This is a genomic window from Brucella sp. NBRC 12950 (assembly GCF_030268145.1).
Classification (GTDB): Bacteria; Pseudomonadota; Alphaproteobacteria; order Rhizobiales; family Rhizobiaceae; genus Brucella.
This window is the reverse complement of sequence record NZ_BSQC01000012.1, coordinates 172,895-196,995: the sequence shown is the minus strand read 5'-3', so window position 1 is coordinate 196,995 and position 24,101 is coordinate 172,895. Positions and strand designations below refer to the sequence as shown.

The following is a 24,101-nucleotide window of genomic DNA, read 5'->3' as shown; positions in this document are numbered from 1 at the left end:
GAACACTATTTTTTATAATGAATTCTCAGGGGTTGCAGGGTGCTTAGATCCACCGATTCACAGGCCACGGGTCCAAAGACGACCGCATCAGGTAAACGCGCATCGCGTGGGCGTAACCGCTTGTGGGTCTGGTTGCCGATAGCGGCCATAGCCTTGGGCGCGGGCTGGTATTTCCTGAGCGGGCGAGAAGCCGGCAGCCAGAAAAGCACCTATCTGGCTGAAACCGTTGAACGCGGCAACATCGAAAACTCGATCACCGCAGTCGGCACGCTGAGCGCGCTGCGCAGCATCAATGTTGGCGCGCAGGTCTCGGGACAGCTGAAAAGCGTCAAAGTTGAGATCGGCGACGAGGTCAAGCAGGGCGATCTGATTGCCGAAATCGACCCGTCACCCTTTGAAAAGAAGGTCGAGATTGCCAGTGCACAGCTCGATAATCTCAAGGCACAGCTTCTGAGCAAGCAGGCGCAGCTGACATTGAAAAAGTCCAATGCCGCTCGCCAGCGCTCGCTGCTTGCGACCCGCAACGCATCGCAATCGACCATCGATCAGGCCGATGCCGATCTCGCCATGGCGGAAGCCGATGTGAAAGCCCTGAGCGCGCAAATCCGCCAACAGGAAGCACAGCTCGCCAGTGACAAGGTCGATCTCGGCTACACCAAGATCTACAGCCCGATGGTCGGCACTGTTGTCGATCAGAGCGCCAAGGAAGGCGAAACGCTCAACGCAGTGCAAAGCGCACCGACAGTTGTCACGGTCGCTGACCTCAAGGTAATGACCGTGGAAGCACAGGTTTCGGAAGCCGATATCAGCAAGTTGAAGCCCAATATTCCGGTCTACTTCACATTGCTCGGTCAACCAGACAAGCGCTTCACCGGCACTCTGCGTCAGATCAAACCTACCCCGCAGACCGACAACAACGTCGTTCTCTATTACGCGCTGTTCGACGTTCCCAATCCAACCGGCGAACTCATGATCAATATGAGCGCACAGGTCTATTTTGTTCTCGACCACGCAGACAATGTGCTGATTATTCCAACTGCCGCGCTGAACCAGAAACGCGAAGGTACCGGCAAACCACAAACGACCGTTCAGGTCGTGGATAAGAGCGGCGCAACCGCAGAACGCGTTGTGGAAATTGGCGTTCGCAATCGCGTGCAGGCAGAGGTTAAAAGCGGCCTTGAAGAAGGCGACAAGGTGGTCGTCACATCCGCATCTGCGACGGCAGGCTCAACCCAGCGCGGCCGCAGACCGGGCGGCATGTTCTTCTGATGAGCACCGCCATGAATGACGCGCCCCTCATCAGATTGCAGGATATCCGCAAAACCTATCACAATGGCGATTTAGCCGTTGAGGTGCTGCACGGGATAACGCTCGACATCAGGGCCGGTGAGTTCGTCGCCATCAAGGGTGCGTCCGGCTCCGGCAAGTCAACACTGATGAACATTCTGGGCTGTCTGGACAGCCCCAGCGGCGGACAATATCTGCTCGATGGCGAAGACGTATCGACGCTTGACGCAGATGAGTTGGCAGCACTACGCCGCCGCACTTTCGGCTTCGTCTTCCAGAGCTACAATCTGATAGCAACATCGACCGCGCAGGAAAATGTCGAGGTTCCGGCTATCTATGCGGGTATGCCTGCTGCAGAACGCCACGAACGCGCAGCCGAGCTTCTGGGATCGCTGAAACTGGGTGACAGGCTGGACCATCGGCCCAATCAGCTTTCTGGTGGCCAGCAACAGCGCGTCTCGATTGCGCGCGCCTTGATGAATGGCGGACGCATCATTCTCGCCGATGAACCGACCGGCGCGCTCGATAGCCAGAGCGGTGAAGACGTCATGGCGCTTCTGCGTTCCATGCATGAGCAGGGTCATACGATCATCGTCATCACCCATGCGCGCGAAGTTGCGGAACGGGCTGACCGCCTGATTGAAATCCGCGATGGTCAAATCCTGTCCGACACCACCAAGCGTGAAATGCCGGATACTGATGCGCCTAAAACGCTGCAACAGATGACCCAAAGCGGCGCTGCTCATATCGCCGATATTTCTGAAGCGGTCAAAATGGCGATGCGTGCGCTGCGCGCCAATATTTTCCGCACGGTCCTGACACTGCTTGGCATCATCATCGGTGTTAGTTCGGTTGTCACCATGCTTGCAATCGGCACAGGAGCGCAGAATTCCATTCTGGATCGCATCAATGCGATGGGCACCGACCTTGTTCTCATTCGACCGTCGATGCCGGGCTTTCGGGGTTCTGGCTCCGTCGCAACACTTGTCCCGGCTGATGCCGATGCAATCCTGCAATTGCCAAATGTGAAGACAGCCGTCCCGGAAGTGACCGGCAGCGTCACCTTGCGGCGTGGCAATGTTGATTATCAATCGCAGGCCAATGGCACGGTTGCAGCTTTCTCGGAAGCCAAGTCGTGGAAAGTTACAACGGGTGACTTCATCACCGAACATGACATGGAAACCTATGCGCCGGTTGCCGTGCTTGGCTCGACTGTGGTCAAAACCCTGTTCCCTGATGGCTCGAACCCGATCGGCCAATATATCCTGATCCAGAAAATACCGTTTCAGGTGATCGGCACTCTGGAAACAAAAGGAGCAGGTTTCGGCGGTTCCGATCAGGATGACGTGGTTATCGTCCCGCTATCAACCGGCAATCTCCGGCTCTTTGGTCAGAAATATGTCCGCACCATCACGGTTCAGGTCAAAGATCCCGATCTGATCGACACGACTCAGGACCAAATTCAGGAGCTTCTTGACCAGCGTCATAAGCAACGCGACACGATGATTACCAACATGTCGTCCATTCGTGACGATGCGGCAGCCATGGGCAGTACGCTCACACTGTTTCTGGGATCGGTGGCAGCAATATCACTGCTGGTCGGCGGCATTGGCGTGATGAATATCATGCTTGTAAGCGTAACCGAACGCACCCGCGAAATCGGTGTCCGCATGGCCACAGGCGCGCGCCGGCGCGACATTCTGCTCCAGTTCATCACCGAGGCTCTTACAGTCTCTGCGATTGGCGGTGCGTTTGGCGTAATACTGGGTGTTGGTGCAGCAACCCTCATATCGCTTGCAGGCGTATCGGTAGCCTTCAGCGCGGGACCTGTATTGCTTGCATTCACCTGTGCGTTCGCGACAGGTCTGGTATTTGGCTTCCTGCCAGCCCGCAAGGCATCACGGCTGTTACCGGCAGTGGCACTGTCGTCTGAATAAAACCAACTGCATCCGGAACGTAAAACGCCGGTCTGGACACAGACCGGCGTTTTTATTGAGAGATTGCGTTGCTTACTTGAAAAGCAATGGCAGAGTAATCGGCATACGCGCTTTCGCCATTGCTGCAGGAGGTGCAGGAACCGGAGAGGCGCGGCGCGCGGCTTCCAGTGCCATCTGATCCACAGTTGGATCGCCCGATGACCCTGCAAGGCGTGCAGACAGCACGTTGCCCGACGGATCGATGACGAAAGTAACCTGCACCAGCCCCTTGGAATTTCTGCTCGCCTTACGCTGCAAGAACCGTACATTACGCGCCATATGGGCTTGCAGCTTGGATGTCCACTTGGCGGAACTCACACCGGCTGAGGCATTATTCTCACCACGGCGATTGGCTGCAGCCCTGGCGCCGTTATCGGCATCCATACGCGGAGCGCTAGCCTGTCTGGTTTCCTTGGCTTTTTCAGCCTTTTTGGGCTTGGGTTTTTCAACCTTCTGCACCGGCTTAGGCTTTTCAGGCTTAGGCTTTTCAACTTTCTTTTCAGGCTTTGGTTCAGGCTTTTCAATCGGCAGCGGCACGGCCACTTCCGGCTTAGGCGCTTCAACCACATCCGGAACAACTTCTTCAGGTTCCTGAACAGGTTCTGGCTCAGGCTCAGGTTCCGGTTCCTTAATTTCTTCAGGTACAGGCTCAGGCTCGACCTGCTCTTCAGGCTCGGCAGCGGTTTCCTGCTGCGGTGCTTCTGATACCTGCTCTTCCATCGGCGCTTCGGGCTCGGGAGCAAGCTCAATCACCATCGCGGCGATCTGCGCGCCATCCGGCTGGTCTTCGTCCCTGGTCATATGCACGGCATAAGCGCCAGCCGCATGAACGCTGAGCACGATAATGCCTGCACCAAGCCAACGCCCTGCATCATGCCAAAAGGAATGATGATGGCTATCAGCCGACGCCACATTCTTTATTGGGGGATGTTCGGGCGGAAGCCTGCTCATTTTACTGCGCTCCCTGCGTCGCTGGAGCTTGTGTAGCGGGCGCTTGCGTAGCGGGAGCCGAACCATCGGGCGTCGTCGCTCCGAGTGTTTCAAGGCCCACCAGCGCAATCTTGAGATAGCCTGCTTCACGCAACAGGTTCATCACACGCATCAACTCGCCATAGCCGACATTTTTGTCGGCGCGCAGGAAGACGCGTGCTTCCTTGTTCTTTTCGGATACGACGTCGAGTTTTGGTCCAAGACCTTCACGAACCACAGTGTCGTTGCCAACGCTGATGCTGAGATCTTCTTTGAGCGTCACATAAATCGGCTTGTCAGGGCGCGGCGCAGGTGTTGCGCTCGATGCAGGCAAGTCCACATTGATGTCAACCGTTGCCAGTGGTGCGGCAACCATGAAGATGATCAGCAGAACCAGCATGACGTCGATAAACGGCGTCACGTTGATTTCATGGTTCAGCTCCAGATCGTCGCCGCCGCCTTCGCGAATTTTGCCAGCCATATTGCTTACTCCGCAGCGTGTAGCTTGCCTTCAGACACACCAGCAGTTCTGAAGTCGAGATCACGGCTTACGAGGCGTTCAACGCCTGCCCCGGCATCAGCCAGCAGCGAGCGATAACCGGTGATGGCGCGGGCAAACACGTTATAGATCACAACAGCCGGGATAGCGGCAACGAGGCCGATAGCTGTTGCAAGCAGCGCCTCAGCGATACCAGGGGCAACAACTGCAAGGTTGGTGGTCTGCGCCTGGCTGATGCCGATGAACGAGTTCATGATGCCCCAAACAGTACCGAACAGGCCAACGAAAGGCGCGACCGAGCCGATGGTTGCAAGAACGCCCGTGCCTTTGGAAAGGCGGCGGCCAGCCTTGGCTTCAATTCGCGACAGACGCGAAGAAACACGTTCTTTAAGTCCTTCGCCACCGGCGCGAGCCAGAGCAGGACCGGAGAGTCGCACTTCGTCCTCCGCCGCACGCACGAGGATTGCAGCAGGTCCTTTCGCACCTTCAAGCGAGCGAACTGCGTCTGACAGCGTTGCAGAATGTCCGATGATCTTCAAAGCGCGCTTGGCACGGCTGCGTGCGCCAGCCAGTTCGAGCGACTTGGCAACCCAGACGGTCCAGGTTGCAAGCGATGCAAGAGCAAGGCCGATCATGACCGACTTGACCACCCAGTCAGCCGCCATGAACATGCCCCAAGGCGACAGATCGTGTGGCAGTACAAATGCAGGCGCTTCTGCTGCAGGCGCAATTGGCTGCGCTGCTTCAGGCGCTGGCTGCTGTGCGGCGGCTGGTTCAGTCGCTGGCGCCGGATTGGCGGCAGGAGCCTGCGATGCAGGTTCCTGGGCAGCTGGCGCCGGGGTTGCAGGCGCTGGAGTTGCTGGCTCTTGCGCTGCAGGCGCTGGTGCCGGATTGGTCGGCGCTGGCATTGTTGGCTCGTTTGCAGCGGGCGCTGCTGGTGCAGGAGCTGTTGGCGCAGGACTGGTCGCAGCCGGATTATTGGTTGCAGGTTCAGACGCACTTTGCGCAAGTGCAGAACTCGCAAATGCCAGCAGCCCCACGCCCATCGCCGCAGCCGTGAAGCCTTTTCGCCAGAAACCAGTCATTTTGATCGCCTTTTGATTGTTCAGGTCCGAGCGCGCATAACAGATGGTCCATGCAGACCGTTGCGCCGCTTGTTGGGCCTTTTCTTACCTCTCATTAACATGATGATGCAAGTCATGTTTTGAATTTAGTGACAATTTCCCGCAGTCAGGAGCCCAAAATCTAGGTAGAGCACGTAAGAAATACCTATTGCATAAAAACTTCAAATCAGACGTGATATAGATAAGACGGAGAGACCTGACATTTCTCATGAATTGCGCGGGTTTGCGTGAGGCTTGTGGAGGACATGCCAATGATGCTCAAGGATATTCAGGTGCTCGAAAATGCAGCACGCACAGCCATGGCAGGCAATGAAGATCCAATGCCCGTGCAGCAGCGCCTGCTCAAGCCAGCGCATTACGGTCTTGCAGTCATCACGATCCTCGGTGCTGCTTACCTGCTCTTCGCTTGATTAAAGCATTTCCAGCAGAAGTGCGAAGCGGTTTTGCGTCGAATAATGCTTAGAAACAAAAAGATAGAGCGGTTTCAATGATTCCTATTAAATGGAACCACTCTCAGTGAGCGCATCTGACGATATTTACCATGACTGATAGAAGGTCGTGCATTGAGTTGCTGTTGCGCCTCTTTGCATGCAACCATTGGGCCTGACCAACGTTATATTGGCTGAACAACAGATGTTGCAGACCAGTGATCGAACAGGAGGCCTGACATGGCGCGCGGAACAACCAATACGCGTAAGATTGAGGAAAAGATCGAAGAAGCACTGACCGATTCGACAACCGAAGACCTTCAGGCTCAGGTCGAACAGCTCAAAGAAGATATCGCAGCCATTGCTGCAACCCTGGCAAATCTCGGCACGCAGACGGTTCGCGACGCCAAACGCACGGCCAAGGAAACCTATAAAAGCGCATATCATCAGAGCGAAGATGTTGTCGGCGACTTGAAGAACAAAGCGCAGGACGTCGAAGCACAGCTTACTGAAACCATACGCGAACGCCCGATTGCATCGATAGCGACAGCACTTGGCGTCGGCTATCTTCTTGCGCTCCTCTCGCGCCGCTGATCCGCGCCATGCTGAAACTTCTCGCGCCAGTCGTGGCATCCCTTGCCGGTGAAGAGCTGAAGCTCCTCACCGGACGCGCCAAGCGTGCCGCTATTTTCGGTGCGGCAATCGCTGTCTTCGGCCTTATCGCGGCGGTGTTTCTTTGTGTTGCTGCTTTTCTGGCGCTTGCAGAGAATTACGGGGGCCCGATTGCAGCGCTCATTCTGGCGGGCTTGTCGCTGATCCTCGCTCTGCTCATTCTCGCAGTTCTGAAAATTCAGGCTGCAGCTGAGGAGAAGAAGCGCAAACAACGCATCGAAGCAGATAAGTCGGCTTTGATGGCCACTGCAGCCATCGCGACTGTGCCTTCGATTTTGAAACGGCCGATTTTGGCAGTCGCATTACCACTTGCAGGTATTGCTTTGGTTAGTCTGCTTTCAGACAAAAAGAAGCGCAAATAATATGCGGACGGCTATGGCCGATAATAGCCATAGCCGTCTTCTTCATTGCTAATCAATTTTACTTTGCTGTGTCTTCAGATTTCACATTTGCGAGGGATGCGAGCCGCACGATGACGCGCGTACCTGAGCCGTTCTCAGCCAAAGCATAGACCGGCTTTTCGCCAAACTGCATACAGAGCTGCTCGACAACCAGCGTTCCGAGACCCATCTGTTCCTTAACATCCGCCGTGCTGTTCTTCTGCCAGCCAACGCCGTTATCCTCTACTATCAACGCAGGGGTTCCGGTATCGTCATCCAGCGTGAAGCTTACGGAAATCTCACCTTCGGAACGCCCCTTGAAGGCGTGCTTGACGGCATTGGTTATAAGCTCGCCCAAAATGATGCCGATGGTGGTGACATCTCGCGCCTTGAGATCAAGCGGTGCAAAATCCGTATGGAAGCTGATCTTGCGGTCCTCGCCAATGGCATTGCGAATATCTTCGATAACAGTCTCGAGGAATTCATCGACACGGGTCGATTCCATATCTTCGCCAAGCCTTAGCCTGCGATGTGCCGTCGAAACGGTCTGAACACGGTCGCGTGCAGCAGAGAGCGCAGCGCGTGCTTCTTCACTCTGTGTCTGGCGCAATTGCAGGCCAAGCAGTGACGACACTGTTGCCAGCGAATTGCCGATGCGATGATTGGAATCCTGCAACAAAATCTCGACGCGCTTGCGCTCGTGTTCAGCGATTGCGCGTTCCTGTTCCAGTTCCATCGTCCGTTCTCTCACACGCTCTTCAAGAAGCTCCTTCTCCGAGCGCAACACAGTCTGCCCTTCAATGAGGGCGCGCGCTGTACGCTGAACGCGTGTGAAAAGCAAAAAGCCCAGCATGACAGCCGATATCAGCGCAACGATCGACGCAGCGGTCATCCAGTAGCGCATCCGATCAATATGCGCGTTGCGTTCAGCCAGTTCACGTTCTTCGATATCGATAAACTGGGAAACGGTATCGGAGAGCTGGTCCATGAGGATCTTGCCCTCATCACCCCTCACCTTGTTGATCGCCTCCTGCACCTTACCGGCCTTGGCAAGATTGATCGTTTCACGCACGTCATCATGTGCGCGCTCGACCAGCGCTTTTATCTTTCGAACACGAGCATCCTGTTGCGGATTGTCCTGCGTCAGCGCCGCAAGGTCGGACATGGTTTGATCGATGTTCACGATAGAGCGCTGATACAGTTCAAGATAGGTATCATCGAGCGTCAGAAGATAGCCGCGCCGGCTCATCTCGATGTTATAAGCAATTCTGGTCACGCGTCCGACCTGCTCACGCAGTTCGAAATTCTTCGATATATCAACGACCTGACTGTTAACGCCGGAGGAAAGAAACAGCGTTATCAATGCCGAAAGCAAAACCAGACTGAGCGACACGATAAGAGCAATCGGTCGCCATGACGGCTTAATAACGCGGTTTGAAAAGGCTGCTGGCAAAGGTCGGTCCACGATAAATCTAATAGAGCATTTCCTGCTTTGATTGGATCATTGAAAATGCTCGATCCGTTTGTTTTTACGCGCATCTTGCTCCGAAAACCGCGTCGCACTTTTCGGAATGCGCTTTAAGCTTTGGCCTCGCGTTTCACGCATCCCTATCTGGTCCGCACGTCAACGTTTTGAAGCTGCAAACCAGCGCCAGAGAGCGTGAACGTTCTCTGGCGCTGGTTTAGTTAACAAATATTAGTAAGGCGAAATCTTCAAGTCGATAAAGCCTACAGCATAATTCCTCAAACTTGAATCAGTTTAAGGTAAAATTATGCTGTAAATATAGGTGTTAGAGCGACCTTTGTGCGCCCAAGAGGGCGCACGGCGCTCTAGTGGCCGTTTTTAGTTCCAACATTTGCTCAGCGCATGCACCGCTGGATGCAAATGTTGAAGTCAGACGACGACTGTCAGGCAAAACTTCTCAAAGTTACGCGAGAGGAATCGGCATCCGGACCATAATCGCCATCGCCTTCAATCTTCAAAATCTCTTGCAGACGCGTACGGGCGCGGCTCACACGGCTCTTAATTGTGCCAACAGCACATCCGCAAATCTCTGCCGCTTCCTCATAGGCAAAGCCAGATGCGCCAATCAGAATAATGGCTTCGCGCTGATCATCCGGCAACTGTTCAAGAGCTGCCTTGAAATCCTGCAGATCAAGCGTGCCATATTGGGAAGGATGCACTGCAAGCTGTTCGCTGAAGATGCCATCCGTGTCTTGCACTTCGCGACCACGCTTACGCATCTGCGTGTAGAATTCATTGCGCAGAATTGTAAACAGCCAAGCCTTCATGTTGGTGCCCAACTCGAAAGAATCCTGCTTGGCCCAGGCTTTCATGATTGTGTCCTGAACGAGATCGTCGGCGCGGTCATGCTTACCGATTAACGATACTGCAAACGCGCGCAAGCTCGGCAAGGACGCGAGCAGTTCGCGCTTGAACTGCGCCAACTCCTCAGCCGACGGAACCAGTGTTCTGCTCACGCATACTCTCCTGTTCAACCTGATCGAGTTTTTCCAGCAAATCCAGAAAACGATCCGGAATGGTCTCGTCCTGTATCGAAGTATAAAGCGCTTTTAGTTTGAGACCCACTTCGCAGTTCGGACCCAAAATGTCCTTCCGGACGCGCCCGTTAAGCCTTAACCCGGCCCCGTTCGCATGAAGGTTTTTCTTTTCAGTCATCTCTAATTAAATCCAGGCATCAAGCCATGTTCCACTGTTACCAAGCCCCTGCTCGACAGCCTAAATGCACCCGATCTCAAAAAGTTCCCTAATTTATCGCATCTGCATGGAACTTTTTTAAATCCGTGGCGTTTTGAGTACCATAATGCCGCGCTCTATAACATTCTCCAGAAACTTTCGGGTTTCAGCGGTGTATGTAGAAAAACAAGAATTGCGGCAGTGAGGAGTCTCAGAATCATGACGTTATCGACGCGTATTGCGCCGCACCTTCCCTATCTTCGCCGTTTTTCGCGCGCCCTCACCGGGTCGCAGGCTTCGGGTGATGCATATGTAGCAGCCACATTGGAAGCCCTGATCGCAGATATAAGCATTTTCCCGCAGGCCTCCGCGGACCGGATCGCGCTTTATCGACTTTTCTGCAATCTTTACAAAACGGCCTCTGTTCAAATTCCGGAACCTGCTTCCGAGTTTGCTTGGGAAAAACAGGCAGCGCGCAATCTCTCACATATTGCCCCCTTGCCGCGACAGGCATTTCTTCTCGTCGCAGTCGAAGGTTTCAACGATCGTGAAGCAGCCGAAATTCTCGAACTCGAAGATGGTGAGTTCGGGCGAATTCTTGCAGCAGCTTCCACCGAAATCTCGAAGCAGGTTGCAACCCGCATCATGATTATCGAAGACGAGCCGCTCATCGCCATGGATATCGAGCAGATGGTGGAGAGCCTCGGCCATGAGGTCGTGGGTATTGCACGCACCAAAGATGAAGCGCTTGAGCTTTATCGCAAAGAAAAGCCGCGCATGGTTCTCGCCGACATCCAGCTTGCCGACGGCAGTTCGGGTATCGATGCAGTCAACGAAATTTTGCAGGACGATACCGTTCCCGTGATCTTCATCACGGCCTTCCCCGAACGCCTCCTGACGGGAGAACGACCAGAGCCGACGTTCCTGGTTACGAAGCCATTTAACCCGGACATGGTCAAAGCGCTCATAAGCCAGGCTCTGTTCTTTGAGGAAGCTGCGCAGGTTGCTGCGTAAAGTTTCTGCACATAGAGCGACCTTTGTGCTGTAGCCGGTAAGTTAGCCCCCCTGTAAAGATCCGCTCTTTTCAGGGGGATTGGCTTTAAAGCGCATAGCGAAAGACCTGAATTCGCTTTCTCATAGCTGCGCACGAGGCAAATAACCATCCGTTTGAAAAAGCGTGATTTTTTTGGGGGCGGGACCTGTAAATTGTCTATTTCGAGGAACCAAAAGCATAGATCGAACGTTTCTCTTTCAATCAGTGAAGAGGAGATTCAAAATGCTTTATTACGCTCTCGTTTTTCTCGTCGTAGCTCTGGTAGCAGGTGCTCTGGGCTTCGGTGGTATCGCCGGTGCTTCAGCAGGTATCGCTCAGATTCTGTTCTTCGTATTCCTTGCCCTGTTGGTCGTATCTCTGATCGCATCGGCTATTCGCAAGGCGTAATAGACAGAAATCTGCTTACAGGCGGGGGGCGCTATATCGCCTTCCATAAGCCCAAAGAACCATCGCGCCGTTGTATGGCCTCAAACAACGGCGCGATTATTGGTTTTCATAACAAATCAAAACCTTTGAGCCCTATGACAGTCAGCATCCTTCCTAACACAATGCCGAGTGTCGTTCATTTTTCCAGTACCAGCTTTTATAAGTCACCAGTCAATTTTGATTCTAAAACGGGCGGCAGTTGAGGCATTCATGGCAGCATCACACCAATCCCTCAAAGACACAGAGCCCGATGCTTCACGTTTGCGCGCACTGCTGAGAGCTGTCCGTAACAGCAATGTTTGCGTTCTGTATCAGACGCCCGACCTTTTCTATGCCTGGGGTGAAAATATTCCATCCTACTGGCAGGAAAAATGGAGAGTTGGCGGTCAGGATTGCGATTTCATTTTCTCAACCTCCATGTCCCGGCTCGATCACGCCAAACGCACAGCGTTGGAAAGTGGAACCGCACAGAATGTCGAGCTCGCCATCAACGACGGCGACAAGCTGCGCTGGATAGAATTTCACATCGACTGCGATCGTGATTCTGAGGGCAATGTGCTCGGTCTTGTTACGACCGCACTTGAGATCAGCGAAATGAAACGCCGTGAGCAGGTGTTAAAAACACTGCTCCGCGAAGTCAGTCACCGCTCCAAGAATCTGCTCGCCATCGTGCAAAGCATTGCGAGCCAGACTGCTCGCTTCACCGATTCTGTTGATGATTTCCTTCTCAAGTTTCGCGGCCGCATACAGTCCCTCTCCTATTCACAGGACCTGGTGACGGATTCCAATTGGCACGGAGCGTTGTTTCTCGACCTCGTTCATTCGCAGATCGAGAAATATATCGACATCAATGATGACCGCCTGACTGTCGAAAGTGATAATCCCTATCTCTTCCCGGGCGCGGCTTTGCATGTCGGCTTGGCGTTACATGAACTGATTATCAATGCGACCTCTTTTGGCGGCCTCTCTATCCCTTACGGTCGCGTGGTGATTTCTGCAAAAATCCACCGCTCCGAAAAAGGCGATGAAGAACTCGTCATCCATTGGGAAGAAACCAATCCGGCCATGCCAGAGGTTTATAATCATGACCCGCGCTTTGGCAGTGCAGTCCTGCAACGGATCGTGCCAGCAGCAGTCGGCGGCAAGGCAGATTACCGCGTCGATGGCGCAGGTGCCGTCTATTCTCTGACAGTGCCAGCCGAACAGTTCGATTCCTGAGCTGCATATTTTAAACATCAATTATACCAAGGCGGCTCAAGATGCTGACGTATCACGCCTGGAACAAGTTCAGTTGCCACTTGAGCTTGAACAAAACTCCATGAGTCATACTCGTGGAGTTTTTGCATTAACGCGCATCCCGGAAAGGGTGAAACGCGCTCTACAGCATAATTCCTTAAACTTGAATCAGTTTAAGGAATTATGCTGTAAATTTAGAGTGTTAGAGAGACCTTTATGCGCCCGAGAGGGCGCATGGCGCTCTAAAGCTGGATAAAAGAAAAGCCGTTATGGTCCTCACCACAACGGCTTTTCTTTGAATATGCGGAACGCCAGCTGCATAAACGGGGGCGTCTGCGCGGCATTCTCGCTGCCCACTTCATACGGGGAGATTGAAGCGGGCGATGAAGACCACTTGCGGGGCGGGTTGTGGTCTTCATATGCAAAACGCCGATGAGCGATTTTAGTTCCGTTAGGATTTTATTTTTTTACAATAAAGTTCGAGACGGTGATGAACGATCTCATAACCGAGCGTGCGGGCGATTTCTTCCTGCAGTTTTTCGATCTTGTCAGAGCGAAATTCGACGACCTCGCCACTGTCCATATCGATGATATGGTCATGATGGGCGCCGCTCGCCTGTTCAAAGCGCGACGGCCCGCCAGCAAAAGCATGACGATGAATTGCGCCGCGCTCTTCCAGCAGCTTCATTGTCCGATAGACAGTCGAAAGCGAAATGCTGGTATCGATCTCGACCGCGCGCCGAAAAATCTCAAGCGCATCCGGATGGTCTTCCGTTTCGGTCAAAATATTGAGAATGATGCGGCGTGGCCGTGTAATTCGGACCCCAGCCTGCCGTAGCTCATACTCATAATCGGGTTTTTTGTGCGATTCACTCATAGCGCGATTATGCACCTCCCGAGCGCCAGTTGCAAATTTTCGCAACTGGCATTGGAACATCTCCCCAGACCATTTATCGATCACGCCTGCTGAGGAACCCTTTTCATCGTGTAATCACAGATAGACGAGGGGCGAAAGGCTCAGAACCAGCCCTAGGAAAGCAACAGAGCTGCGCCAGTAAAACAGGCCCCAAAGACCAAAAAGGATCCCTACCGGCGCCGTATAAACACAGAAAATGACGAGGTAGCCGTCGCTACCCACGCCGAAGAAGACGATGTAATAGAAAATGAATGCCGTCACGGCCCCAAAAATCAGGGATATGATCGCCGAGAAGCACCAATTCCGCTTTCTGACAGATTTCGATTGGTTCATGCCCGGCCAGTTCCTCGATTAAGTTCCTGAGCAGAACAAACATAACGGCACGCCGGCAATATAAGCGGCTAAGGGGCACCCATCCGGAAATACGTGCCAGCCGCAGTGCCAAAGCCACCTGATGTTGTCTCATCGCAAAACGGTGTCGGAACATTGAGCGTAGCCCCGTCGAGACGCAACACCAGAGGGCCACCGTCACCTTTGAATTCAGCCTCACTGGCTGATTTCTGCTCAAGCGCACCACTGAAGCTGCATACCCAGGTGCCGTTTGCCTGATCGGCAACATCAAGGCTCACGGTGAGCTTGCCGGATTGGTCCTTCTCGACATTAATGACGCCCCAGGCATTGCTCCATTTGCCTTCAAGCGAAGTGTTGTCGACAACCGACACCCAGTTCAGGAACTCCGCGCGCATCTCTGTACGGTCATGCAAGCCGGTCAGTCTGTTGTCCAGATTGGACAGATTGCTTTCAAATGCTTCAGACCGGGTCTTGATAAAGGCGGCCTGATCGTTGCGAAGCGCTGTCTTCAAGGCCGGGCTGGATCTTTCAAGCAGTGCAGAATAGGCCAGCGACATCGCGCGATCCGCTTCGGCAATATCCGGCTTGGAGCAAATTGCTTTTTCCGTTGCGCTCGAAGCTTTACCACAGTCGAACCCGGCCTGAGCCAGTGCCGGAACCTGCAAGGGTGCGTAAATTCCCAAAGCGGCGCTTAAGATAAAGGCGTATTTCGTAAGACGCATTTTTTCACTCTCAGTATTCTAGCGGTTCGACTTGTGTCGACCTGTCTTTAATCGGGAGTAGATTTGTCGCAAACATTATCAGTTACTTATTTCATTAAGCGACGTTGAGATGGAATGCTAGAGACATCAGGCATCTCAAAAAGTGCGCGTGCATGTTTGCCACAAATTGACGTCATATCAATTTGCAAGTCGATCGATTTGATTGAGGTTGTTGAAATGACTGGTACGCCCAAGGGGAATCGAACCCCTGTTTGCGCCGTGAGAGGGCGCCGTCCTAACCGCTAGACGATGGGCGCGGAGCAAAAGCTACTGCCGATATAAGCCTGAAAAGGCCCGAGTGCAATCAAGAGCACAATAATATGCTAAAATTGAAAAAGGCGGCATCGCTGCCGCCCTCAATCTCATCGATTACTCGACATTGCCGAGTTTAATACGGCCAACGATGCGAGATTCGCGATAGTCGTAAACGATAATTTCCGTGCCGCCATCCGGCAGCAATGTTTCCAGCGAAAGCTGCTGACCAGAAAGGCTCTGCGACAACAAGCGTGTGCCCGGTGCAAGTTCGATCTGCGATTCGATCAACTTGACTGGTTCCGGCTGAGGGGGTGCAATTGCAGCCTGTCCTGGAATGTCGGAACGGGCAGCTTCGGTCTCTGTTGCGTCCGGAGCACGATTGATCTTGTAGACAACTGCGACAAGCACAGCCATAAGACCAATCAACATAACACCGATGGAAACCGCAAGCAGACGGATCATCTTGCGACGGACTTTCTCCATCGCTGGATCAAGCGGGGGTTCCGGCTGTTGCTCTTCCGGATAATAGCCCTGCTGATAGTCCTGATATCCGGAATCCTGCTGATTCTGATATCGGGGATAGTGTGGATCCTGCATTAAATGACTCCGGTTCATGCACCCGCGTGGGCGCGTGATAACGAAGGGAAGAGACAATTGAAAGAACTAATTGCCGACCTCGATGCTGCAGGCAAAAGATTAGACCAGTGGCTGGCCGCAGCATTGGGGCCGGAACTCTCCCGCAGTCGCGTCCAGTCCCTGATTGCTGATGGCCATGTGACCATCGATGATGTCCCTGCCAGCGGCGCAAAGCAAAAGCTGCGCGAAGGTATGAAGATTACCGTCGTGCTGCCAGAGCCTGAACCTGCCGACCCGCAAGGCGAAAACATCCCGCTGGATATTCTCTATGAGGACGATGATCTCATCGTCATCAACAAGCCCGCAGGCCTGGTTGTCCATCCGGGCAACGGCAACTGGACGGGAACGCTCGTCAATGCCCTCATATATCATTGTGGCGATAGCTTGTCCGGCATCGGAGGAATCCGTCGTCCGGGCATCGTTCACCGGCTCGACAAGGATACCAGTGGCGTCATGGTCGTTGCCAAGAACGACCATTCCCATCGGCATTTAAGCGAGCAGTTTGCAGATCATGGCCGTACCGGCGATCTGGAACGCGCCTACCTCGCGCTTGTCTGGGGCATGACCGAGCGTCCGCAGGGCTATATCGACGCCCATCTTGGCCGCTCGCATCGCGACCGCACCAAACAGGCAGTCGTCAACGAAGAACGTGAAGATGCCCGCCATGCCATCACACACTATTCGACGATTGAAAAATTCGCCCCGCGCGAAGATGCGACAGCCTTGGCCTCGCTCGTCGAATGCCGCCTTGAGACCGGACGCACCCACCAGATCCGCGTCCACATGGCTCATATCGGCCATCCTCTCGTCGGCGACATGGATTATGGCAGCGCATACAAGACCAAGGCAAACAAGCTGCCTGAGCCACTGAAAAACGCGGTGCAGGGTTTCCATCGTCAGGCGCTACATGCCTTTTTGCTGGCATTCACCCATCCGACAACGGAAGAAATCATGCGTTTTGAAGCGGATGTACCCGAAGATATGGAGCAGCTTCTGGAAAATTTCCGCCAGCACTCTATATAATACTGATAAATCTAGCAGTTTCACACTGCATGAAACGACCTGTAAAAATTGCATTTTCAGGGCGGAAACACGGTATCTTGAAAGGTTGCAGCCCATTTGGTGCAGCCCTTTAAGCTTGGGCAACTGTTCACATTCTAGTGACACATTGTTTCATGAGGTTAAGGATCGTGTTTTCGCCAAAATCATACCTATATATGTAAGCTCACGATGGAAGTGCAGGAGGCAGCCAGCGTGACAGGTTCGCCAAAAGGGAGCCTGAAATTATAAAGGAGGGTGCTCTATGGCCCAGGTTAATCTCCCAAGCATCACATCCGGTGACGGTGGCCTAACCCGTTATCTGGAAGAAATTCGCCGCTTTCCAATGCTTCAGCCGCAGGAAGAATACATGCTGGCGAAGCGCTATCACGAGCACACTGATCCGAAAGCCGCACACAAGCTGGTGACCAGCCATCTTCGCCTCGTCGCGAAGATTGCAATGGGCTATCGCGGTTATGGCTTGCCAATTGGCGAAGTCATCTCCGAAGGCAATGTCGGTCTCATGCAGGCAGTCAAGCGCTTCGAGCCGGAACGCGGCTTCCGCCTGGCCACATATGCGATGTGGTGGATCAAGGCTTCGATCCAGGAATATATCCTGCGTTCGTGGAGCCTTGTGAAGATGGGTACGACTGCCAACCAGAAGCGCCTGTTTTTCAATCTGCGCAAGATGAAGAGCAAGATTCAGGCGCTGGACGATGGCGATCTCAACCCCGATCAGGTCAAGCAGATTGCGACCAAGCTGAAGGTTAGCGAAGACGAAGTGGTGTCCATGAACCGCCGTCTGTCGGGTGACGCTTCGCTCAATGCGCCACTGCGCGCAAGCGAAGGTGAATCGGGCGAATGGCAGGATTGGCTCGTTGACGATAGCAGCAGCCAGGAACAGGTTCTGATCGAGCAGGACGAACTGGAAAGCCGCCGCTCGCTGCTTGAACAGGCCATGGACACGCTCAACGAACGTGAACGTCGCATCTTTGAAGCCCGCCGCCTTTCGGAAGACCCAATGACGCTGGAAGATCTTTCCGGCGAGTTTGGCATCAGCCGTGAACGCGTGCGCCAGATCGAAGTGCGTGCCTTTGAAAAAGTACAGGCTGCCGTCAAGGCTGCAGCTTTCAAACAGCAGAAGGCGTTGAACCATGTCGAGGAAGCTCACGCCTGAAACTGATAATTTTCAGACCCTTCTACTGCCGCAAAGTGGGAAACCGTTTTGCGGCAGTTTGCTTTTGAAATGTATCAAGAAAAACAAAGTCTGATTTTCATACAGGATCGGGTTTCGAACCGCCTAAGCATCATTCAATGCAACCTGTCATCCAACCGATAAAAAACCGTCAAATAACTGTAATGGAATGGCTTTAGGCAACGTGACGTGTTTCACCGAAGCCTGAAGGTCTCCCAATGAAAAAGCTCCTGCTTGCTGCAACGCTCGCTCTTACTGCTGCCACTGCTGTATCTGCGTCTGAATATGTCTCTTATCTGGACTATCCTCAGAAAGAGCAGGACGGAAAAGAATTCTTCACTGCCATTGAAATCCCACAGGGCAGCTTCACCAAATACGAAATCAATGACAAGACCGGCCACATCATTGTGGATCGCTATCAGTCGATGCCAGTCGTCTATCCGGCCAACTACGGCTCGATCACCAGCACGCTGGCAGGCGACGGCGATCCGCTCGACGCGCTCGTCTACACCCGCGAACCAATTGTTCCAGGCGCAATCATCAAGGTTCGCCCAATCGGCGTTCTCAAGATGATCGATGGCGGCGAGACCGACGATAAGATCGTCGCTGTCCCTACCTCGAAGATCGACCCGACCTATGACAACATCAAGGAAATTGCCGATTTGCCAAAGATCGAGCAGCAGCGCCTTGAAGCTTTCTTCCGCGTCTACAAGCAGCTGCCTGAAGGCCGCAAGTCTGTTGAACTCGGCGGCTTCGATACTGCTGAAACCGCAGCAAACGAAGTAGCCAAAGCGATCAAGGCTTTCTCTGAAAAGAAATAATCAAGCGTATATCGCTAAAACGAAAAGGCCGCTCAAAGCGGCCTTTTTTTAATTTCGTCTCGTTTAGCTTGCGCCCAGGACGTCGTTGAAGACTTTCTCGCCCGGAACACCTTTTTCAAGGCTGATCAGTGCGCGACGGCCATTGCGATAGGAAATCGGAATATCGATCCACTGCAAACGACGCATCAGCGAAAGATTGGTATCCTGTGCAGTCTTTGCGTCATTAAGCCAGATAATGAAGAAATTATCCGCAATCTTGGAAGGAACTGCAATCAGCGGATTGCCAGCTGCCTGTTCCGTATCTTTGAACGTTATACGCTGCACATTATCGACGACACCGCCGGCAAAATTATCCGGAACGGTAAAGACCATTTCGATCAGATGGCTCGCTGGAATCGACTGATCCGTATTTTTGCGGACCGTCATTTTCAGCTCAACCTTGCTGTCAGGCATGGTGACGCTGGCGCGAATAGCTGGGGCTGCGGGTTCACCCTCACTCGGGCTTTCCTGAATCTCCGACCAGACGACATTGCCACGTTCAACAGAACCCGATTCCGTGCCTCCACGCTCTTCATAAAGCAGCGCCTGCTGGCCAACGGCCACGGCCTGCTGAGGCTGCTGCTGATTCTGGGTATTGGTTTGTTCGGCACCAGGCGTTGAAGCCGCGGTCGACTTGCCTTCACCCAAACCGTTCTGACCGCCCGATGGACCGTCATCGACTTCGCTGCCATCCGGCATCAGACGCTGCGTCATCTTCTGTTCTTCAGGCGTTGACGGCTGCTGACCGGTTTGTGTCTCGCCCGTCTGCGGCTGTTCGGAGCCTGCAGTCTGTCCCGCCGGAGGCGTTTGCCCGTCAGGCTGTTGCGCTGTACCGCTATCCCCGCTTGCCGGTGCGTCGCTGCGACCAAGGCTTGATGCCAATTCCTGAAGCTTGTCCTTGTTTGCCCAAACACCATAGCCTGCGCCACCAAGAGCGAGTACAGCAATAAGACCGATGATTAGCCCCTTGTAGGAACGCTTTTCCTTCGGGCTGCTGCGTTCGGTATATTCACCGCGACGTGCAAAGGCCTTCTCGTCTGCGCGATTCTGGTCGCGTTCCACTCCCCAGTCATCGCGACGACCGGGCTGAACCTGCGATGCTTCATCTTCTTTGTCATGGTCATCATCCGAGTAGCGGGGCTCGGTTGCGATCTGCGGTTCGCGATCTGCATAAGAAGATGTGTTTGCCGCACGCGTTGATTCGTGCAGAAAATCTTCCAACGGATCGGTCTGGGGTTCTTCAAAAGCCGGTTGGGAAGCTGGAGGCGCATAAAAGGCTTCAACTTCTTCAATAGCGTCTTCGAGGATTTTGCGCTGGCGAACAGCGACAACTTGCGAGGCATTCGCCGTCACAAGCTTCTGTTCAATCGTCGCGCGTGCCTTTGCATAGACACGCTGCCGCAGTTCAGGCGATTTGTCTGCCTGCGCATCGATTGTCTTTTTCAGAACCGCTACAAAATCCGCCATGCCGTTTTACCCAGTTTCCGCGAGTTCGAAATGCAGTAAATGTCTCAATAATCACAATAATCGATGGAAAGCAAAGGTTGCGGCAACGATTAAGTGAACGCTTTCAAAATGATCGCGAAAAAACCTTAAAAAAATACCCGGTCCGCCATGATGACAAACCGGGTGTTTTATTTTTGCAGAACCGAAGTTCAGATCAATCAATCCTGAAATGGATCGGTAACGAGGATCGTGTCTTCGCGTTCAGGGCTCGTCGAAAGCATTGCAACCGGCGCGCCGATCAGCTCTTCGATGTGGCGGACATATTTGACAGCCTGCGCTGGAAGATCGTTCCACGAACGTGCACCAGCTGTCGTTTCCGACCAGCCCGGCAGCGTTTCATAGATCGGCTTCACGCGAGCCTGCGCACCCATCGAGGATGGCAGATAGTCGATGCGCTTGCCATCAAGCTCATAGGCCACGCAGATCTTGATTTCTTCAAGACCGTCGAGAACATCAAGCTTGGTCAGTGCAATACCGGTGATGCCCGAAGTGCGAACCGTCTGACGAACGATAACGGCATCGAACCAGCCGCAACGACGCTTACGACCCGTCACCACGCCAAATTCATGGCCCTTGGTGCCGAGGAATTCGCCGATTTCATCGTTGAGTTCGGTCGGGAACGGACCTTCACCAACGCGGGTGGTGTAAGCCTTGGTAATGCCGAGAACATAACCGATTGCTGTCGGACCAAGACCCGAACCGGCAGCTGCCTGACCGGCAACAGTGTTGGACGAGGTAACGAACGGATAGGTGCCGTGGTCGTTATCAAGAAGGGCGCCCTGTGCACCTTCGAAAAGGATGCGAGCGCCAGCCTTGCGGCGTTCGTCGAGAACGCGCCAGACCTGATCGATATAAGGGAGAATCTTGTCGGCAACCGAGGTCAGCTCTTCAAGAATGGTCGCAACCGCGATTTCCTCAAGGCCCATGCCGCGACGCAGCAGGTTGTGGTGAGCAAGCAGACGCTCAACCTTTGGCTCTAAGGTGTCTGGTTCGGTCAGATCGATGACGCGGATCGCGCGACGGCCAACCTTGTCTTCATATGCAGGGCCGATACCGCGCTTAGTGGTGCCGATCTTGAGGCCTTCGGTAGCGCCTTCACGCATCGCATCCAGTTCGCGATGAACGGACAGAATAAGCGGTGCGTTTTCTGCAATGCGCAGAACTTCAGGAGTGATTTCGATGCCCTGGCCGCGCAGCTTTTCGACTTCCATGACGAAATGATGCGGGTCAACCACAACACCATTGCCGATCACGCTCAGTTTGCCGCGTACAAGGCCGGATGGCAGAAGCGAAAGCTTGTAGCTGACGCCATCGATGACAAGCGTATGACCCGCGTTATGACCGCCCTGATAGCGCACGATCACATCGGCGCGCTCGGACAACCAGTCCACGATCTTTCCCTTGCCTTCGTCGCCCCATTGCGACCCGACGACAACTACATTCGCCATTGAGAAAACTCCTCGGTACGGCATCTCAGCCGTAAATATAGCCCAAGGATCGCAAGCAAACCCCGTCAATGAAACGCGGGGTGCTGATCCCTCGTCTCTATACAGACTCAATCCCGCTTGCGCGACTCTTTCATGCAGAAAATGCGAATATTTTCACGAAAACGTGGGAAAACGGCTCGCAAAACGTGGAAAACCATGGCTAAGCGGTGTCAAGAATGGGGCTATTTCGCGGCAAAACGCCTTTTAGCCAGCGCGGACCATATAGAGCGCCTCGTCCGAATAGCCTTTCAGCTTTTCTTCGAGTGCGGTCACATCACGGGTAACAAAGCCCTTTTTCTCCCAGAATCCCTGAGAACCATTAACGGCAACAAGAGCCATGGTGACGAAACCATCCCGCTCTGCCTGAGCGGCCATCAGCTCGACCACACGCGATGCCTGCCCGCCTGAGCGGACCACCGGCAGAAGTGCGATGTCGTGAATATAATAGGTGCTCGTTTCCTTCGGCAGCTCACCGAGAATCGAATTCAACGCAGGCACCGAATCGAGTTGCCATGGATGGCTGATGCCGTAACCGAGAATTTCGCTGCCATTGGCCAGTACAAAACAACCGGCCGGATAGACTTTGAAGCGGTCCCGGAAGACCGCCTCATCCTCGAAGAAGTCGGGGTGAACGACATTGGCCACGGCAGTTACGCGCGCTATGTCCTGCGCTTGCATTCGCCGCCATTCTGCCTGTTCAATCCCGTCTGTCATGTCGCTCAAGCTTCCTCGATGTTAAATTCCAAAGGTCTTGCCGCCTTGATTGCCTCTTGAGCAATGAGTTCGTCAAGTGCTGCTTGTGGAATCCTGTCATCGACATAGAGCATCGCGATGGCATCACCGCCCGGATGATTACGTCCGAGAGCGAAGTTTGCGATGTTGATGTTGTGCTTGCCGCATATCGTTCCGAGCAGACCGATCATGCCTGGAATGTCGACATTGGTGACATAAAGCATGTGCGGACCGACTTCCGCATCAAGGTTGATTCCCTTGATCTGGATGAAACGGGCCTTGCCGTCAGAGAAGCACGTTCCTGCAATCGAGCGTTCACGTTCCGTGGTCTTCACGGTCAGCTTGATATAGCCGTCGAAGATACCCGACTTGTCGCGCTTGATCTCGGAAACGATGATTCCACGTTCCTTCACCATGATCGGTGCAGAAACCATGTTCACATCAGCCACCTGCGGACGGATCAGACCGGCAAGTGCGGCACTAACCAGAGCGCGGGTGTTCATACCAGCTGTTGAGCCGTCAAAAAGCACTTCGACTTCCTGAATTGGCTCGTCCGTCACCTGACCGACAAAGGCACCCAGAACTTCTGCGAGCTTGACGAATGGCTTGAGACGCGGCGCTTCCTCTGCAGTGATCGACGGCATGTTGATCGCGTTGGAAACAGCACCCTTGACCAGATAATCCGACATTTGCTCGGCCACCTGGATCGCCACATTTTCCTGCGCTTCGGAAGTCGAAGCACCAAGATGCGGTGTGCAGACCACGTTGGGCAGATTGAACAATTCGTTGTCTGTTGCGGGCTCAGTCTCGAAAACATCGATACCAGCACCGGCAACATGGCCGGATTTCAGTGCTGCAACCAGATCCTTTTCAACGATCAGACCGCCGCGTGCACAGTTGATAATGCGGACACCCGGCTTGGTCTTAGCCAGTGCGTCGGCATTGATGATGCCGCGTGTCTTGTCGGTCAGTGGCGTGTGCAGTGTGATGAAATCGGCACGCGCCAGAAGCTCATCAAGCTCCAGCTTTTCGACGCCAAGTTCCTGCGCCCGCGCTTCCGATAGAAACGGATCAAACGCAACAACATGCATCTTGAGGCCGATACCGCGCGCTGCAACCACAGCACCAATATTGCCGCAGCCAACCACACCAAGCGTCTTGCCTGTGATTTCCACACCCATGAAGCGGTTCTTTTCCCACTTGCCAGCGCGCGTGGAAACGTCAGCTTCGGGGAGCTGACGCGCAACTGCAAACATCAGTGCAATTGCATGTTCTGCAGTGGTGATCGAATTGCCGAAAGGCGTATTCATCACAATGATACCACGGCGCGATGCTGCCGGAATATCGACATTGTCCACGCCAATACCGGCGCGACCAATGACCTTGAGCTTCGTTGCTGCTGCGATCAGCTTTTCCGTTGCCTTGGTGGCGGAGCGGATAGCAAGACCATCATATTGGCCAATGACTTCGAGCAGTTTTTCTTTGTCCTTGCCAAGATCTGGCAGGTAATCAACTTCAACGCCGCGGTCTTTGAAAATCTGAACGGCGGTCGGCGACAATTTATCGGATACGAGTACGCGAGGTGCCATAAGGGCCTCCTTCGAATTGTACGAAA

25 protein-coding genes and 1 tRNA gene are annotated in these 24,101 nt (G+C 53.7%); 11 read left to right on the top strand and 15 right to left on the bottom strand.

Annotated elements, in window-relative coordinates:
• The first annotated feature begins 39 nt into the window (after nt 1-39).
• Nucleotides 40-1,269 carry an efflux RND transporter periplasmic adaptor subunit gene (locus tag QSJ70_RS19995; protein WP_285538979.1) on the top strand — a complete coding sequence of 410 codons (1,230 nt, stop codon included), beginning with the start codon at nt 40-42 and terminating at the stop codon, nt 1,267-1,269.
• Nucleotides 1,269-3,224 (top strand): MacB family efflux pump subunit, encoded by a 1,956-nt coding sequence (locus tag QSJ70_RS19990; protein WP_412842069.1) that lies wholly within the window; start codon nt 1,269-1,271, stop codon nt 3,222-3,224. The genes QSJ70_RS19995 and QSJ70_RS19990 overlap by 1 nt, the downstream gene beginning before the upstream one ends.
• A gap of 72 nt (nt 3,225-3,296) precedes the next feature.
• Here the strand turns inward: QSJ70_RS19990 and QSJ70_RS19985 are convergent, their stop codons facing one another.
• The 3 genes from QSJ70_RS19985 to exbB are packed head-to-tail and all read right to left on the bottom strand — an operon-like array spanning nt 3,297 to nt 5,639.
• A complete protein-coding gene (locus QSJ70_RS19985) occupies nt 3,297-4,214 on the bottom strand; it encodes an energy transducer TonB family protein (protein WP_064321030.1) in 918 nt (305 codons plus the stop codon).
• Nucleotide 4,215: 1 nt separating this feature from the next.
• Entirely contained in the window at nt 4,216-4,713 is a 498-nt protein-coding gene (exbD, locus tag QSJ70_RS19980) for a TonB system transport protein ExbD (RefSeq protein WP_007876518.1), read from the bottom strand.
• Nucleotides 4,714-4,718: 5 nt separating this feature from the next.
• Complete coding sequence (gene exbB / locus QSJ70_RS19975) at nt 4,719-5,639, bottom strand: tonB-system energizer ExbB (RefSeq protein WP_502871701.1); 921 nt, start codon at nt 5,637-5,639, stop codon at nt 4,719-4,721.
• 467 nt (nt 5,640-6,106) lie between these two features.
• On the opposite strand from exbB, the gene QSJ70_RS19970 reads away from it, so the two are divergent.
• The 3 genes from QSJ70_RS19970 (at nt 6,107) to QSJ70_RS19960 (ending at nt 7,317) form a co-directional block, all read left to right on the top strand.
• A complete protein-coding gene (locus QSJ70_RS19970) occupies nt 6,107-6,265 on the top strand; it encodes a hypothetical protein (protein ID WP_167377097.1) in 159 nt (52 codons plus the stop codon).
• A gap of 258 nt (nt 6,266-6,523) precedes the next feature.
• Nucleotides 6,524-6,877: an ElaB/YgaM/YqjD family protein gene (locus tag QSJ70_RS19965; protein ID WP_007876524.1), complete on the top strand. Its 354-nt coding sequence runs from the start codon at nt 6,524-6,526 to the stop codon at nt 6,875-6,877.
• Between the two features lie 8 nt (nt 6,878-6,885).
• Nucleotides 6,886-7,317, top strand: a complete 432-nt coding sequence (locus QSJ70_RS19960; protein ID WP_285538971.1) for a hypothetical protein — start codon at nt 6,886-6,888, stop codon at nt 7,315-7,317.
• Nucleotides 7,318-7,375: 58 nt separating this feature from the next.
• Here QSJ70_RS19960 and QSJ70_RS19955 read toward each other — a convergent pair whose 3' ends face one another.
• The 3 genes from QSJ70_RS19955 to QSJ70_RS19945 all read right to left on the bottom strand — a co-directional run bounded on the left by QSJ70_RS19955 (nt 7,376) and on the right by QSJ70_RS19945 (nt 10,015).
• Nucleotides 7,376-8,800 (bottom strand): sensor histidine kinase, encoded by a 1,425-nt coding sequence (locus tag QSJ70_RS19955; protein WP_502871698.1) that lies wholly within the window; start codon nt 8,798-8,800, stop codon nt 7,376-7,378.
• 443 nt (nt 8,801-9,243) lie between these two features.
• Complete coding sequence (locus QSJ70_RS19950; RefSeq protein WP_007876535.1) at nt 9,244-9,816, bottom strand: RNA polymerase sigma factor; 573 nt, start codon at nt 9,814-9,816, stop codon at nt 9,244-9,246.
• Nucleotides 9,788-10,015, bottom strand: coding sequence for a NepR family anti-sigma factor (locus QSJ70_RS19945; protein WP_007876536.1), 228 nt, complete (start codon nt 10,013-10,015; stop codon nt 9,788-9,790). Before QSJ70_RS19945 ends, QSJ70_RS19950 begins: the two co-directional genes overlap by 29 nt.
• 237 nt (nt 10,016-10,252) lie before the next feature.
• Here QSJ70_RS19945 and QSJ70_RS19940 point away from each other — a divergent pair, with 237 nt between their 5' ends.
• The 3 genes from QSJ70_RS19940 to QSJ70_RS19930 all read left to right on the top strand — a co-directional run bounded on the left by QSJ70_RS19940 (nt 10,253) and on the right by QSJ70_RS19930 (nt 12,731).
• Entirely contained in the window at nt 10,253-11,047 is a 795-nt protein-coding gene (locus QSJ70_RS19940) for a response regulator (protein WP_007876537.1), read from the top strand.
• A 262-nt stretch (nt 11,048-11,309) separates the two neighbouring features.
• On the top strand, nt 11,310-11,474 hold the full coding sequence (locus QSJ70_RS19935) for a DUF1328 domain-containing protein (RefSeq protein ID WP_007876538.1): 165 nt from the start codon (nt 11,310-11,312) through the stop codon (nt 11,472-11,474).
• Nucleotides 11,475-11,723: 249 nt separating this feature from the next.
• Nucleotides 11,724-12,731 carry a sensor histidine kinase gene (locus QSJ70_RS19930; protein WP_007876539.1) on the top strand — a complete coding sequence of 336 codons (1,008 nt, stop codon included), beginning with the start codon at nt 11,724-11,726 and terminating at the stop codon, nt 12,729-12,731.
• A gap of 469 nt (nt 12,732-13,200) precedes the next feature.
• On the opposite strand, the gene QSJ70_RS19925 is transcribed toward QSJ70_RS19930, so the two are convergent.
• From QSJ70_RS19925 to QSJ70_RS19905, 5 genes are all read right to left on the bottom strand, one after another.
• Entirely contained in the window at nt 13,201-13,626 is a 426-nt protein-coding gene (locus tag QSJ70_RS19925) for a ferric uptake regulation protein (RefSeq protein WP_007876540.1), read from the bottom strand.
• A 114-nt stretch (nt 13,627-13,740) separates the two neighbouring features.
• On the bottom strand, nt 13,741-13,998 hold the full coding sequence (locus QSJ70_RS19920) for a hypothetical protein (RefSeq protein ID WP_039860144.1): 258 nt from the start codon (nt 13,996-13,998) through the stop codon (nt 13,741-13,743).
• Between the two features lie 68 nt (nt 13,999-14,066).
• A complete protein-coding gene (locus tag QSJ70_RS19915) occupies nt 14,067-14,738 on the bottom strand; it encodes a lysozyme inhibitor LprI family protein (RefSeq protein WP_007876542.1) in 672 nt (223 codons plus the stop codon).
• A 221-nt stretch (nt 14,739-14,959) separates the two neighbouring features.
• Nucleotides 14,960-15,034: transfer RNA gene (locus QSJ70_RS19910), tRNA-Glu, on the bottom strand.
• Nucleotides 15,035-15,146: 112 nt separating this feature from the next.
• On the bottom strand, nt 15,147-15,629 hold the full coding sequence (locus QSJ70_RS19905; protein ID WP_007876543.1) for a hypothetical protein: 483 nt from the start codon (nt 15,627-15,629) through the stop codon (nt 15,147-15,149).
• A 3-nt stretch (nt 15,630-15,632) separates the two neighbouring features.
• On the opposite strand from QSJ70_RS19905, the gene QSJ70_RS19900 reads away from it, so the two are divergent.
• The 3 genes from QSJ70_RS19900 to QSJ70_RS19890 all read left to right on the top strand — a co-directional run bounded on the left by QSJ70_RS19900 (nt 15,633) and on the right by QSJ70_RS19890 (nt 18,722).
• Entirely contained in the window at nt 15,633-16,691 is a 1,059-nt protein-coding gene (locus QSJ70_RS19900; protein WP_181152523.1) for an RluA family pseudouridine synthase, read from the top strand.
• 280 nt (nt 16,692-16,971) lie between these two features.
• Nucleotides 16,972-17,883 carry an RNA polymerase sigma factor RpoH gene (gene rpoH / locus QSJ70_RS19895; RefSeq protein ID WP_007876548.1) on the top strand — a complete coding sequence of 304 codons (912 nt, stop codon included), beginning with the start codon at nt 16,972-16,974 and terminating at the stop codon, nt 17,881-17,883.
• A gap of 236 nt (nt 17,884-18,119) precedes the next feature.
• A complete protein-coding gene (locus QSJ70_RS19890; RefSeq protein ID WP_007876549.1) occupies nt 18,120-18,722 on the top strand; it encodes an inorganic diphosphatase in 603 nt (200 codons plus the stop codon).
• 63 nt (nt 18,723-18,785) lie between these two features.
• On the opposite strand, the gene QSJ70_RS19885 is transcribed toward QSJ70_RS19890, so the two are convergent.
• From QSJ70_RS19885 to serA, 4 genes are all read right to left on the bottom strand, one after another.
• Entirely contained in the window at nt 18,786-20,228 is a 1,443-nt protein-coding gene (locus QSJ70_RS19885) for a transcriptional regulator (protein ID WP_079212258.1), read from the bottom strand.
• Between the two features lie 197 nt (nt 20,229-20,425).
• Nucleotides 20,426-21,715 carry an adenylosuccinate synthase gene (locus tag QSJ70_RS19880; RefSeq protein WP_112814439.1) on the bottom strand — a complete coding sequence of 430 codons (1,290 nt, stop codon included), beginning with the start codon at nt 21,713-21,715 and terminating at the stop codon, nt 20,426-20,428.
• Between the two features lie 243 nt (nt 21,716-21,958).
• Nucleotides 21,959-22,468, bottom strand: coding sequence for a GNAT family N-acetyltransferase (locus QSJ70_RS19875; protein ID WP_007876556.1), 510 nt, complete (start codon nt 22,466-22,468; stop codon nt 21,959-21,961).
• Between the two features lie 5 nt (nt 22,469-22,473).
• Nucleotides 22,474-24,075 (bottom strand): phosphoglycerate dehydrogenase, encoded by a 1,602-nt coding sequence (gene serA / locus QSJ70_RS19870; RefSeq protein ID WP_064321036.1) that lies wholly within the window; start codon nt 24,073-24,075, stop codon nt 22,474-22,476.
• Nucleotides 24,076-24,101 lie beyond the last annotated feature (26 nt).

Coding starts and splice junctions, on each gene's coding strand:
- QSJ70_RS19900 (WP_181152523.1), top strand. CDS start 15,633: ATGACTCCGGTTCATGCACCCGCGTGGGCGCGTGATAACGAAGGGAAG.
- QSJ70_RS19960 (WP_285538971.1), top strand. CDS start 6,886: ATGCTGAAACTTCTCGCGCCAGTCGTGGCATCCCTTGCCGGTGAAGAG.
- QSJ70_RS19920 (WP_039860144.1), bottom strand. CDS start 13,998: ATGAACCAATCGAAATCTGTCAGAAAGCGGAATTGGTGCTTCTCGGCG.
- QSJ70_RS19880 (WP_112814439.1), bottom strand. CDS start 21,715: ATGGCGAATGTAGTTGTCGTCGGGTCGCAATGGGGCGACGAAGGCAAG.
- QSJ70_RS19990 (WP_412842069.1), top strand. CDS start 1,269: ATGAGCACCGCCATGAATGACGCGCCCCTCATCAGATTGCAGGATATC.
- QSJ70_RS19890 (WP_007876549.1), top strand. CDS start 18,120: ATGAAAAAGCTCCTGCTTGCTGCAACGCTCGCTCTTACTGCTGCCACT.
- exbB (WP_502871701.1), bottom strand. CDS start 5,639: ATGCCAGCGCCGACCAATCCGGCACCAGCGCCTGCAGCGCAAGAGCCA.
- rpoH (WP_007876548.1), top strand. CDS start 16,972: ATGGCCCAGGTTAATCTCCCAAGCATCACATCCGGTGACGGTGGCCTA.
- QSJ70_RS19985 (WP_064321030.1), bottom strand. CDS start 4,214: ATGAGCAGGCTTCCGCCCGAACATCCCCCAATAAAGAATGTGGCGTCG.
- serA (WP_064321036.1), bottom strand. CDS start 24,075: ATGGCACCTCGCGTACTCGTATCCGATAAATTGTCGCCGACCGCCGTT.
- QSJ70_RS19970 (WP_167377097.1), top strand. CDS start 6,107: ATGATGCTCAAGGATATTCAGGTGCTCGAAAATGCAGCACGCACAGCC.
- QSJ70_RS19905 (WP_007876543.1), bottom strand. CDS start 15,629: ATGCAGGATCCACACTATCCCCGATATCAGAATCAGCAGGATTCCGGA.
- QSJ70_RS19965 (WP_007876524.1), top strand. CDS start 6,524: ATGGCGCGCGGAACAACCAATACGCGTAAGATTGAGGAAAAGATCGAA.
- QSJ70_RS19875 (WP_007876556.1), bottom strand. CDS start 22,468: ATGACAGACGGGATTGAACAGGCAGAATGGCGGCGAATGCAAGCGCAG.
- QSJ70_RS19915 (WP_007876542.1), bottom strand. CDS start 14,738: ATGCGTCTTACGAAATACGCCTTTATCTTAAGCGCCGCTTTGGGAATT.
- QSJ70_RS19925 (WP_007876540.1), bottom strand. CDS start 13,626: ATGAGTGAATCGCACAAAAAACCCGATTATGAGTATGAGCTACGGCAG.
- QSJ70_RS19930 (WP_007876539.1), top strand. CDS start 11,724: ATGGCAGCATCACACCAATCCCTCAAAGACACAGAGCCCGATGCTTCA.
- QSJ70_RS19885 (WP_079212258.1), bottom strand. CDS start 20,228: ATGGCGGATTTTGTAGCGGTTCTGAAAAAGACAATCGATGCGCAGGCA.
- QSJ70_RS19945 (WP_007876536.1), bottom strand. CDS start 10,015: ATGACTGAAAAGAAAAACCTTCATGCGAACGGGGCCGGGTTAAGGCTT.
- QSJ70_RS19940 (WP_007876537.1), top strand. CDS start 10,253: ATGACGTTATCGACGCGTATTGCGCCGCACCTTCCCTATCTTCGCCGT.
- exbD (WP_007876518.1), bottom strand. CDS start 4,713: ATGGCTGGCAAAATTCGCGAAGGCGGCGGCGACGATCTGGAGCTGAAC.
- QSJ70_RS19935 (WP_007876538.1), top strand. CDS start 11,310: ATGCTTTATTACGCTCTCGTTTTTCTCGTCGTAGCTCTGGTAGCAGGT.